This window comes from Mesorhizobium sp. M1169 (assembly GCF_040318345.1).
Lineage (GTDB): Bacteria > Pseudomonadota > Alphaproteobacteria > Rhizobiales > Rhizobiaceae > Mesorhizobium.
In genome coordinates this window covers 322,253-334,704 of record NZ_JAMYME010000001.1, presented here as the reverse complement: position 1 = coordinate 334,704, position 12,452 = coordinate 322,253, and the positions used below count along the sequence as shown (strand labels likewise).

The window sequence follows — 12,452 nt, the reverse complement described above, 5'->3', positions numbered from 1 at the left end:
GCGAAAGGCGCGACCTTCCGCATCGGCGGCGCGCAATGACGGAGCGGTCGAATATGACGGAAACACTGGACGGCAGACATATCGTGGTGACCGGCGGCACCGGTGCCCTTGGCGGCGCGGTCGTAGGAAAACTGCTGGAGCAGGGCGCGATCTGCCATGTGCCCAATGCCCACGCTGCCGCGCCTGCGCATTTTCCCTTTCCGGCGCATGACCGCGTCAGGCTGGCGCACAATGTCGACCTTGCCGACCCTGCCAAGGTCGACGCCTTCTATGCCAGCGTTCCAGATTTATGGGCATCGGTGCATCTTGCCGGCGGCTTCACCGCGGCGCCGGTCGAGAAGATCGAACCCGCCTCCTTCGCCGAGATGATGGACACCAATGCCCGCACCACCTTTCTGTGCTGCCGCGCGGCGATACGCTCGATGCTGGGATCTTCCGTGCCGGGCCGCATCGTCAATGTCACCGCGCGAGCCGGGCTCGATCCGCGGCGCGGCTCCGGCAAGGTGGCCTACGCCGCCGCCAAGGCGGCAGTCGCCGCGATGACCGTGGCGATAGCCGAAGAGCTGAAGGGCAACGGCATCCTGGTCAACGCCGTGGCGCCTTCGACGCTCGACACGCCGGCCAACCGGGCTGACATGCCGAACGCAGATTTCAGCAGATGGGTCAGCCTTGAAGCGGCGGCCGAGGCCATTGCCTACCTTGCCTCGCCGGCCAACATGGCGATCAGCGGCACGCTGGTGCCACTCTACGGCCGGGCCTGAGCCTGCGGTCCGTTCGCAAGCAAAGGGTCACAAGCAAAAGCCCCGCCGGATCGTTCCGGCGGGGCTTTTTGTTTCGTTTTATAACCCGCGCGAGGCGCGGTGTTGGCTTAGCTGCCCTGCTTCTTCAGCGCGGCACCCAAAATATCGCCCAGCGAAGCGCCGGAATCGGTTGAGCCGTACTGAGCGACCGCTTCCTTCTCTTCGGCGATTTCCAGCGCCTTGATCGAGACCTGCAGCTTGCGGGTCTTCTTGTCGAAGGCGATGACGCGGGCGTCGACTTTCTGGCCGACGGTGAAGCGCTCGGGGCGCTGCTCGTCGCGGTCACGGCTGAGGTCGGAGCGCTTGATGAAGGTCTCGATGCCGCTGTCGACCAGCCGCACTTCCAGACCGCCATCCTTCACGCCGATAACCTCGCAGGTGACGACTGCGTTCTTGCGCAGTTCGCCTGACGTCGCTGCTTCGCCGACCGTGTCCTTGGCCAGCTGCTTGATGCCGAGCGAGATGCGCTCCTTGTCTATGTCGACGTCGAGCACCTGCGCCTTGACCATGTCGCCGCGATTGTACTCCTCGATCACCTGCTCGCCCGGACGGGTCCAGTCGAGGTCGGAAAGGTGGACCATGCCGTCGACGTCGCCTTCGAGGCCGATGAACAGGCCGAACTCGGTCTTGTTCTTGACCTCGCCCTCAACCTGGCTTCCGACCGGATGGCTGCGCGCGAAGGCTTCCCACGGGTTCTCCAGCGTCTGCTTGAGGCCGAGCGAGATGCGGCGCTTGGCCGGATCGACTTCGAGCACCACCACGTCGACTTCCTGCGTTGTCGACAGGATCTTGCCGGGATGCACGTTCTTCTTGGTCCACGACATTTCCGAAACGTGGATGAGGCCTTCGATGCCCGGCTCCAGCTCGACGAATGCGCCGTAGTCGGTGATGTTGGTGACGGTACCCTTGATCTTCTTGCCGATCGGGAACTTGGTGCCGATCTCGGACCACGGATCGCTCTCGAGCTGCTTCATGCCGAGCGAGATGCGGTGGGTTTCCTGGTTAATGCGGATGATCTGCACCTTGACCGTCTGGCCGATATTGAGGATTTCGGTCGGATGGTTGACGCGGCGCCATGCCATGTCGGTGACGTGCAGCAGGCCGTCGATGCCGCCGAGGTCGACGAACGCACCATAGTCGGTGATGTTCTTGACGACGCCTTCGACCACCTGGCCTTCTTCGAGATTCTGCACGATTTCCGAACGCTGTTCGGCGCGGCTTTCCTCAAGCACGGTGCGGCGCGACACCACGATGTTGCCGCGGCGGCGATCCATCTTGAGGATCTCGAAGGGCTGCGGGTTGTGCATCAGCGGCGAGACGTCGCGGATCGGGCGGATATCGACCTGGCTGCGCGGCAGGAAGGCCACGGCACCGTCGAGGTCGACGGTGAAGCCGCCCTTGACCTGGTTGAAGATGACGCCTTCGACGCGTTCGCCCTTGGTGAACTTCTCTTCGAGACGGACCCAGCTCTCTTCGCGGCGGGCCTTTTCGCGCGACAGCATGGCTTCGCCAAGCGCGTTCTCGATACGCTCGACATAGACCTCGACCGTGTCGCCGACCTTGAGCGTCGTGTCCTTGCCCTTGACGCCGAATTCCTTCAGCGGCACGCGGCCTTCGACCTTGAGGCCGACGTCGATGATGGCCATGTCCTTCTCAATGGCGGTGATGATGCCCTTGACGACCTGGCCTTCGCCGGAATGGCCGGCGGAAAATGATTCTTCGAGCAGGCTCGCGAAATCATCGCGAGTGGGATTTGCAACTGACATAGTTTCTCCTGGAATGCCCCGCAATCTGTCGCGGGGCGGGCGCCGTGGGTTAGCGTTGCGTTGGCCTGCCGGCGTTCCGGGCAAAAGCCCTTGGCCGCCCTTGAGCGGCAATTCCGGCGCATGAAGAATGCTGACAGGCTGGTTCATGCCCGATATGGGAATTCTTTTTGTCGCCGGCAATCGGCGGCGGCAGGAAAACCCGGCTCAGGCTTCGTTTCTCTTGGCCAGGACATCGTCGATGATCGCCCGAGCTGCCAGAAACGCGGCTTCTATAGCCATTTCCGACGTGTCGAGCAAGTGCGCATCGGCGGCCGGCTTCAAGGGTGAGTCCATGCGGCCCATATCGCGCTCGTCGCGGCGCACGATATCGGCAAGGATTTCGTCGAAATTGGCAGTGCCGCCGATGCTCTCGATTTCATCCAGCCGCCGCTTTGCCCGCACCTCGGCACTTGCCGTGACATAGAGTTTTACGTCGGCATCGGGACAGACGACGGTGCCGATGTCGCGGCCGTCGAGCACCGCGCCAGGCGGTGTTCTTGCGAAGTCGCGCTGTTTCTCGACCAGGATGCGCCGCACCGACGGGATCACTGCCACTTTCGAAGCCGCCTCGCCAACGGCGTGTGCCGAAAGCACTGCGCGGTCGAGCTTTGCCAGATCGACCTGCCGGGCCGCGGTTTCAGCGGCCGAAACATTGTCGAGCGGCAGGCCGAGCCGGAGCAGCGCATGCGCCACCGCGCGATAGGTAAGGCCGGTATCGAGCAGGTTCAGCCGGTAATGGTCGGCGAGCCGTCGGGCGAGGGTGCCTTTGCCGGCGCCGGCAGGGCCGTCGATGGCGATGGTGAAGGTTGGGGTCATTGGCCGCCCACCGGAATCGAAAAGCGCAATGATCCAGATAGGCGTGGCGATCCTTCGCGCCCCCCTCTGTCCTGCCGGACATCTCCCCCACTCGGGGGGAGATCGGCGGCCATCGCGGCTTTCGCCAATTGTCTACGTCGCAGGATTGAGCGGAGCGCCGAAGCTGCCAATCTCCCTCCTTGTGGGGGAGATGTCCGGCAGGACAGAGGGGGGCGCTGTCCCGCCGACGTTCCAGTTTGGCCCCAACCCCCAAGGCTATTGATTGCCATCAAGCTACTCGATCTCCGCCCCAAGCCCCTTCATCAGCCCCATAAACTCCGGAAAACTCGTTGCGATCATCGCCTGATCGTCGATGGTCACCGGTTTTTCCGTCGCCAGCCCCATCACCAGAAAGCTCATGGCGATGCGGTGGTCGAGATGGGTCTGGACGATGGTGCCCTGTCCGTTGGGATGCTGGCCGAGGCCCTTGCCGCCGGGTTTTCCGCGCACGACAAGCGAGGCCTCGCCCTCGGTGCAGTCGACGCCGTTGAGCTTCAGCCCGTTGGCGACCGCCGACAGCCGGTCGGATTCCTTCACGCGCAGCTCTTCCAGCCCGAGCATCAGCGTTTCGCCCTCGGCGAAGCTCGCCGCCACGGCAAGCACCGGATACTCGTCGATCATGGTCGGCGCCCGTTCGGGCGGCACGGTGACGCCCTTCAGCTCGGAATAGCGCACGCGCAGATCGGCGACATCCTCGCCGCCTTCGTTGCGCGGGTCGATTATGTCGATGCGCGCGCCCATTTCCTGCAGCGTCAACAGAAGTCCGGTGCGGGTCGGGTTCATCAGCACGTTTTCGATTGTAATGTCCGAGCCGGGCACGATCAGCGCCGCCACCAGCGGGAAGCCGGCCGAGGAGGGGTCGCCAGGCACTGCGATCGTCTGCCCCGTGAGCTTGGCCTGGCCTTCGATGAAAATGTGGCGCACGCCGCGCTCGTCGGTCTCGACCGACAGATTGGCGCCGAACCCCTTGAGCATCTTTTCGGTGTGGTCGCGCGTCATAACCGGCTCGATGACGGTGGTGATGCCCGGCGTGTTCAGCCCAGCCAGCAGCACCGCCGACTTGACCTGTGCCGATGCCATCGGCACGCGGTAGGTGATCGGAGCGGCGTGCTTGGGCCCGTGCAGCGTGATCGGCATGCGGTCGCCGGGCGTCGCCTTCAGCACCTGCACGCCCATCTGGCGGAGCGGCTCGAGCACCCGGCCCATCGGCCGGCCGGACAGCGAGGCGTCGCCGATGAAGGTGGTTTCCATGTCATAGGTGCCGACCAGGCCCATGGTGAGGCGTGAGCCGGTGCCGGCATTGCCGAAATCGAGCGGGCCTTCCGGCTGCAGCAGCGCGCCGTTGCCGGTACCGCGGATCACCCACTCAGCGCCATGCTTCTCGATATGGGCGCCCATGGCCTTCATGGCAGCGCCCGTACGCATCACATCCTCGCCTTCCAGCAGCCCGGTGATGCGGGTTTCGCCGGAGGCCAGGCCACCGAACATGAACGAGCGGTGCGAGATCGACTTGTCGCCCGGCACCCGTGCCGCGCCTGAAAGGCCAGATGATTTGCGGGCGGTGGCCTGCTTCGGGGCGGCAGTGTGCGACATGGTTCTTTCCTGGAAACGCCGGCGGCCGGCCATTTTCTGCTGGTTTGCGGGGTCTCCTATCATGGCGTGCCGAAATGGTCATCCCCTTGGTATGAAGGCCTTCGAATTCAAGCTTTTTGGGACGCCGGCTTTTCGCTTTGACAGCGCCGTAAACTCTGGTTAAGGGGACCAAACTTTCATCGACGAGGCTTGCTGTGGCAAAACCCGAACTTGGCACCAAACGCATCGACCCGGAGACAGGTCGAAAATTCTATGACTTGAACAAGGACCCGATCGTCTCGCCTTACACGGGCAAGAGCTATCCGCGCTCCTATTTCGAAGAAGGCAAGATCGCCGCCCTCGAGGAGGAAGAGGAAGTTGCCGAGAAGGAAGTGGACGCCGAGGAGGAAGAGGGCGTCGAGGTCGTCTCGCTCGAAGAGGCGGACGAGGACGCGAAGACCGACGAGCTTCCCGATCTCGGCGACGACGAGGACGACGTCGACCTTGGCGATGACGAGGATGACACGTTCCTCGCCGACGAGGAGGAAGAAGACGACGACGTTGCCGACATGATCGGCGTCGGCGAAGACGACGACGAGGTCTGAGCGAACCGCATTCGCCGGCTTTCGCGGCGCTGCCTAGAAAAAGCGGTTCTTGAAGGCTTGATATTGACTGAAGGCGGGGTTAGAAGCCGCCTTCACTAACGGCGCGGTCTAGAACCCGCGCCGGATCTCTTCGCCGGAAACGGCGCCGGTGAACTGCCGGAGTGGGGCCATAGCTCAGTTGGGAGAGCGCTTGAATGGCATTCAAGAGGTCGTCGGTTCGATTCCGATTGGCTCCACCAGTTCTCTCCGCGAAAATCAGCAGAACGGCCGCCCCGCCCGTCCGGGCTGGCCGCCGCCTATCGCAGAACCTAGCTGAGACTAGTTAATCGGCCGCCCGGCTTGGGCTCGCCGATCCATTCAGAAGTAATGAGCCCGTGCCCGGTCTGTGCATATTTCTGGCTGTGGTTTGAACCGCGAGCACCGGTCTGGACCAGGCCGCGGGCTGAAATGACCGCTGGGCAAAACTCCGTTACTTGTTGCAGTTCTGCATATCCGACGTCATGGCGCCGCTGGGGGTATTGTTGTCGGTATCGCTGCTCGCCGTATCCTTACAGCGGTCCTCCATACCGTTTGTCTGCGGCGTGGTGGCGTTCGTTGCGTTCGGATCGATCGTGTTCGGGGTAGTTGCGCTGCCGGTCCCGGTGTTGCCGCCGGAAGTGCCTGTGTTGACGCCGGTATTGCCATCGGCGCTACCGGTCCCGGAGCCCATGGATTGTGCCATGGCAGATGTGGCCAGGCCGATAGCAAGTAGGGATGCAGAGAGAATTTTCATCATCTTAGTGTCTCCATCGAGTTGCATCGCTGGATCGCGATCTATACCAACGAGAGTTTTTTCGAGATGTTCCGTTGGGCAGAAATATTGATCGATACAATCATTATGGATCTTTGTTGCTCGTCGTTTCGTGAATGCGGCTGCGAAATTCCTGCCGCATAGCGGCAATTTCGTCTGGAACCAAATCGAGCATGCCGCGTTCTTGCGCTTGCGGGGAGTTGTGTCGGCCGCAGGGGACAGTTTCACCAGGACATTCAAGAAATCCGTGAGCTGGGAGGGGCGCTGTGAGCGTGCTTGCATCCACAAGGCAATTGGACCGTCGTCAAATACTGAACGCGCTGAAGGCTTTTCGGAGCGGTGATTTCTCCGTTCGTATCGACAATGTCTACGCCGGCCTTGATTCCGAGATCGCCGACACCTTCAACGAAATCGTAGAACTCAACGATCAGGTCACGCGCGAGTTCGAACGCCTCAGCAAGGTCGTCGGCAAGGATGGCCGGATCGGCGAACGCGGCCGTGTCCGCAACGCCACCGGCAGTTGGGAATCGAGCGTCCGTTCCGTCAACGATCTGATCGAGGACATGGTTCAGCCGACGGCCGAAGTGGCGCGCGTCATCGGCGCGGTGGCCAAGGGTGACCTGTCGCAGACGATGATGGTCGAAATCGACGGCCGGCAGCTGCGCGGCGAGTTTCTGCGCATCGGCAAGATCGTCAACACCATGGTCGGGCAACTGGCCTCCTTCGCCTCGGAAGTGACGCGCGTGGCGCGCGAGGTCGGCACCGAAGGCAAGCTGGGCGGCCAGGCTCGCGTGAAAGGTGTGGCCGGAACCTGGAAGGACCTGACCGACAACGTCAACGCCATGGCGACGAACCTGACCGGGCAGGTGCGCAACATCGCCGAGGTGACGACCGCCGTCGCTTCCGGCGACCTGTCGAAGAAGATTACCGTCGATGTGAAAGGCGAAATCCTCGAACTCAAGAACACCATCAACACGATGGTCGACCAGCTCAATTCCTTCGCCTCGGAAGTGACGCGCGTCGCGCGCGAAGTCGGTACAGAAGGCAAGCTCGGCGGTCAGGCGCGCGTCGAAGGTGTCGGCGGCACCTGGAAGGACCTGACCGACAACGTGAACCTGATGGCCGAAAATCTGACAGGCCAGGTGCGCAATATCGCCGAGGTGACCACGGCCGTGGCGCTTGGCGACCTGTCGAAGAAAATCACGGTCGACGTCAAGGGCGAGATCCTCGAACTGAAATCGACCATCAACACCATGGTCGACCAGCTGAACTCATTTGCCGGCGAAGTGACGCGTGTCGCCCGCGAGGTCGGCACCGAGGGCAAGCTCGGCGGCCAGGCTCAGGTGCGCGGCGTCGCCGGCACCTGGAAGGACTTGACCGACAACGTCAATTCGATGGCCGAGAACCTGACCGGCCAGGTCCGCAACATCGCCGAGGTGACGACTGCGGTCGCTTCGGGCGACTTGTCGAAGAAGATCACCGTCGCCGTGCAGGGCGAAATCCTCGAGCTCAAGGACACCATCAACACGATGGTCGACCAGCTCAATTCCTTCGCCTCGGAAGTGACGCGTGTGGCGCGCGAGGTCGGAACCGAAGGCAAGCTCGGCGGCCAGGCCGAGGTGAAGGGCGTCGGCGGCACCTGGAAGGACCTGACCGATAACGTCAACCTGATGGCCGCCAACCTGACCGGCCAGGTCCGCAACATCGCCGAGGTGACGACCGCCGTTGCCCGCGGCGACCTGTCGAAGAAGATCACCGTCGACGTCAAGGGCGAAATCCTCGAGCTCAAGGACACCGTCAACACGATGGTCGATCAGCTCAATTCCTTCGCCTCGGAAGTGACGCGTGTGGCGCGCGAAGTGGGGTCGGAGGGCAAGCTCGGCGGTCAGGCGCATGTCGAGGGCGTCGGCGGCACCTGGAAAGATTTGACCGACAACGTCAATGCCATGGCCGGCAATCTGACCGTGCAATTACGCGACGTCTCCAAGGTAGCAACCGCGATTGCGACCGGCGACCTGACCCAGAAGATCACCGTCGATGCATTGGGCGAGATCCTGCAGATCAAGGACGTCATCAATACGATGGTCGACCAGCTGAATTCCTTCGCCTCCGAGGTGACGCGCGTGGCGCGCGAAGTCGGTTCGGACGGCAAGCTCGGCGGCCAGGCGCAGGTGCGCGGTGTTGCCGGTACCTGGAAAGACCTGACCGACAACGTCAATGCGATGGCCGCCAATCTGACCGGCCAGGTGCGCAACATCGCCGAGGTGACGACGGCAGTGGCGCTGGGCGACCTGTCGAAGAAGATCACCGTCGATGTGCGCGGCGAGATCCTCGAGCTGAAGGACACCATCAATACGATGGTCGACCAGCTGAATTCCTTTGCCTCGGAGGTGACGCGCGTGGCGCGCGAGGTCGGCACCGAAGGCAAGCTCGGCGGCCAGGCGCAGGTGCGCGGCGTTGCCGGCACCTGGAAGGATCTGACCGACAATGTGAATTCGATGGCCGAGAACCTGACCGGCCAGGTCCGCAACATCGCCGAGGTGACCACCGCTGTGGCGCGCGGCGACCTGTCGAAGAAGATCACCGTCGACGTCAAGGGCGAGATCCTGGAGCTGAAATCGACGATCAACACCATGGTCGACCAGCTGAACTCCTTTGCCGGCGAAGTGACGCGTGTCGCCCGCGAGGTCGGCACCGAGGGCAAGCTCGGCGGCCAGGCGCGGGTCGAGGGCGTCGCCGGCACCTGGAAGGACCTGACCGACAACGTCAATCTGATGGCGACGAACCTGACCAACCAGGTGCGCGGCATCGCCGATGTCGTGACCGCGGTCGCGCAAGGCAATCTCAAGCGCAAGCTGACGGTCGATGCCAAGGGCGAGATCGCCTCGCTCGCCGACACCATCAACGGCATGATCGAGACGCTGGCGACCTTCGCCGACCAGGTGACCAACGTCGCCCGCGAAGTGGGCATCGAAGGCAAGCTCGGCGGCCAGGCCCGGGTGCCCGGCGCTGCCGGCCTTTGGCGCGACCTGACCGACAACGTCAATCAGCTCGCGGCCAACCTGACCACCCAGGTGCGCGCCATCGCCGAGGTGTCGACGGCGGTGACCAAGGGCGATCTGACCCGCTCGATCAGCGTCCAGGCCTCCGGCGAGGTGGCGGCGCTGAAAGACAACATCAACGAGATGATCCGCAATCTGAAGGACCAGACGCTGAAGAATGCCGAGCAGGACTGGCTGAAGACCAATCTCGCCCGCTTCTCGCGCATGCTGCAGGGCGAGCGTGACCTGGCCACGGTCTCGCGCCTCATCATGTCCGAACTCGCCCCGCTGGTGAATGCGCAATATGGCGTGTTCTATGTGACCAACCGCGACGAGGATGAATTCTATCTGGAGCTCGCCGCCTCCTATGGCGCCGAAAGCAAGGCGGAAATCAAGCAACGCCTCGATCTGCGTGAAGGGCTTGTCGGGCAGAGTGCCGCCGACAAGCGCGCCATCATGCTGGACAATGTGCCGCCGAATTTCCTGCGCGTTACCTCCGGCCTTGGCAATGCCGCGCCGGCGAACGTGATCATTCTTCCGGCTCTGTTCGAGGACGAGGTGAAGGCCGTCATCGAACTCGCCTCGTTCAGCGAATTCCGCGACACGCACCAGTCGTTCCTCAACCAGCTGATGGAATCCGTCGGCATCGTTCTCAACACCATCGCCGCCACCATGCGCACCGAAGGCCTGCTCAAGCAGTCGCAGCTGCTGACCTCGGAATTGCAGGCGCGTCAGACCGAACTGACCAAGAAGCAGGAGGAGCTGCACGCCACCAACGAGGAGCTGCAGGAAAAGGCGCAGCTGCTCGAGAACGAAAAGAAGCAGGTGGAGAACAAGAACCTGGAAATCGAGATGGCGCGGCGGGCGCTGGAGGAGAAGGCCGAGCAGCTGGCGCTTACCTCGAAATACAAGTCGGAATTCCTCGCCAATATGAGCCACGAACTGCGCACGCCGCTGAACTCGCTGCTCATCCTTTCAAACCTGCTCGCAACCAACCAGCAGGGCAATCTCAACGACAAGCAGGTCGAGTTCGCGCGCACCATCAATTCGGCCGGCACCGACCTTTTGAGCCTGATCAACGACATCCTCGACCTGTCGAAGATCGAATCGGGCACCGTCTCGATCGACATCAACGACATGCCGGTGGTGCATCTTCGCCAGCACATGGAGCGAACCTTCCGGCAGCTGGCGACCGACAAGGGGCTTGGCTTCACCATCAACGTCGATCCCGAGCTTCCGGAGACCGTCCGCACCGACGAGAAGCGATTGCAGCAAATCGTGCTCAACCTTTTGTCGAACGCGTTCAAGTTCACCTCGCAAGGCGAGGTCCGCTTGAATTTCCGGGCCGAAAAGGCGGGCCGTCACAACGGTTCGGCGCAACCGATGGAGGCGCTCGCGATCGTCGTCAGCGATACCGGCATCGGTATTCCGCAGGACAAGCAGAAGCTGATCTTCGAAGCCTTCCAGCAGGCCGACGGCACAACAAGCCGCAAATATGGCGGCACTGGGCTTGGGCTCTCGATCAGCCGGGAGATTGCCCGGCTGCTCGGCGGCGAATTGCGGGTCGAGAGCACGCCGGGCAAGGGTTCGACGTTCACTCTGGTCATTCCATTCGACGGACCCCGGATGGCCTTGGCCCCGCAAGCGGCGTTGCTGCCGGCGATGGAGGTGGCCGCGACGACGGCGCAGCCGAGCCCGCCGTCCTCCGAATTGCTCGATGACCGCGACACGATCTCGTCGGAAGATCGGGTCGTGCTGATCGTCGAGGACGATCCGACCTTCGGCGGTTTGCTGCTCGGCCTTGCACGTTCGGCCGGGCTGAAAGGCGTCCTGTCGACCGCGGGCTCCGGCACGCTGGCTTTGGCACGCAAGCTGGTTCCCGACGCGATTACGCTCGATCTCGGACTATCGGATATCGACGGCTGGGTGTTGTTCGATCTGCTTCGCCATGACCCGAAAACCAAGGACATTCCCGTTCATGTCATCTCGGGCGCCGAAGACATCGAGGTGCTTGCCCGCAAGGGTGCATCCAGCATTTCAACCAAGCCCGTATCGTCGGACGAACTGATGAAGGTCTTCCACGACATTCATTCCAGAAAGCTCCGCGTCCAGCGCCGCGTCCTGATTGCCGATCCCGATCCCGAGCGCCGCCTTTCGCTGATCGACGCGATTCGCGACGGCGTCACCTCGGTCATGGCGATCGGCCGCGTCGCCGCGAATGCGGACGATATCGGCATCGCCGGCTATGATGCCGTTGTGCTCGGCTTTGGCCGCTCGGCCAAGGACAACGCCCAGATGCTGGATGAGATTGCCGTCCTGTTCGGACAGTCGGTGTCGCGGCTGCTGTTCTTTGCGCCTCATCCGGAAGCGCTGCAACAGTCGCTTGCCTTGCATCCGGCATTGGCGGACGTTCCCCGGGCGGAGAATTTCGCGCAGCTGGCTCTCCTGATATCCGCGACGCTCCCGGGGCGGGGCCACGACAACAATAGTGCGGCAGCCGAACAGCCGGACAAGTTCGACCTCGCCGGCGCAAAGGTCCTCATCGTCGACGACGACATCCGCAACATCTATTCACTCACCAGCGTTCTCGAGACCTATGACATCCAGGTGCTGCATGCGGAGCGTGGCCGGGAAGGTATCGCGCTTCTGGAGCAGAGCCCGGACATCGATGCGGCACTGATCGATATCATGATGCCGGAAATGGATGGCTACGAGACGATGCGGCAGATCCGCAGCATGCCGGCGATCGCCCATATCCCGTTGATCTCGGTCACAGCCAAGGCAATGAAGGGCGACCGGCAGAAGTGCCTCGACGCCGGCGCCTCCGACTACATCGCCAAGCCTGTCGACCTTGATCTGCTGCTGGCATTGCTGCGTGTCTGGATCGGCCGTTCGCGATCCCGTGTTCATGGTCCGGAAAAGACGCTCATGGCAGTGAACTGACGGCCGCTCGATGCAGAAACTGTCGAGAAACGGAGCAAGGA

At 62.7% G+C, this 12,452-nt stretch carries 7 protein-coding genes and 1 tRNA gene; 4 read left to right on the top strand and 4 right to left on the bottom strand.

All coding sequences use genetic code 11. The annotated features are described in order from the left end of the window. Nucleotides 1–53 precede the first annotated feature (53 nt). Nucleotides 54–761: an SDR family NAD(P)-dependent oxidoreductase gene (locus tag NKH41_RS01455; protein ID WP_023676277.1), complete on the top strand. Its 708-nt coding sequence runs from the start codon at nucleotides 54–56 to the stop codon at nucleotides 759–761. Nucleotides 762–868: 107 nt separating this feature from the next. Here NKH41_RS01455 and rpsA read toward each other — a convergent pair whose 3' ends face one another. The 3 genes from rpsA to aroA all read right to left on the bottom strand — a co-directional run bounded on the left by rpsA (nucleotide 869) and on the right by aroA (nucleotide 5,053). Beyond that, nucleotides 869–2,566, bottom strand: a complete 1,698-nt coding sequence (rpsA, locus tag NKH41_RS01450) for a 30S ribosomal protein S1 (RefSeq protein ID WP_023676278.1) — start codon at nucleotides 2,564–2,566, stop codon at nucleotides 869–871. A 204-nt stretch (nucleotides 2,567–2,770) separates the two neighbouring features. Continuing rightward, nucleotides 2,771–3,421, bottom strand: a complete 651-nt coding sequence (gene cmk / locus NKH41_RS01445; protein WP_352681469.1) for a (d)CMP kinase — start codon at nucleotides 3,419–3,421, stop codon at nucleotides 2,771–2,773. A gap of 273 nt (nucleotides 3,422–3,694) precedes the next feature. Next, a complete protein-coding gene (gene aroA, locus NKH41_RS01440) occupies nucleotides 3,695–5,053 on the bottom strand; it encodes a 3-phosphoshikimate 1-carboxyvinyltransferase (protein ID WP_352769039.1) in 1,359 nt (452 codons plus the stop codon). Between the two features lie 194 nt (nucleotides 5,054–5,247). Between aroA and NKH41_RS01435 the strand changes: the two genes are divergently transcribed. Together NKH41_RS01435 and NKH41_RS01430 are read left to right on the top strand one after the other, a co-directional pair. Next, entirely contained in the window at nucleotides 5,248–5,637 is a 390-nt protein-coding gene (locus NKH41_RS01435) for a TIGR02300 family protein (RefSeq protein ID WP_352769041.1), read from the top strand. A 163-nt stretch (nucleotides 5,638–5,800) separates the two neighbouring features. Further along, nucleotides 5,801–5,876: transfer RNA gene (locus NKH41_RS01430), tRNA-Ala, on the top strand. 230 nt (nucleotides 5,877–6,106) lie between these two features. Here NKH41_RS01430 and NKH41_RS01425 read toward each other — a convergent pair. After that, nucleotides 6,107–6,655 carry a hypothetical protein gene (locus NKH41_RS01425; protein ID WP_352767277.1) on the bottom strand — a complete coding sequence of 183 codons (549 nt, stop codon included), beginning with the start codon at nucleotides 6,653–6,655 and terminating at the stop codon, nucleotides 6,107–6,109. Between the two features lie 44 nt (nucleotides 6,656–6,699). Between NKH41_RS01425 and NKH41_RS01420 the strand changes: the two genes are divergently transcribed. Beyond that, a complete protein-coding gene (locus NKH41_RS01420; RefSeq protein ID WP_352769246.1) occupies nucleotides 6,700–12,411 on the top strand; it encodes a HAMP domain-containing protein in 5,712 nt (1,903 codons plus the stop codon). Nucleotides 12,412–12,452 lie beyond the last annotated feature (41 nt).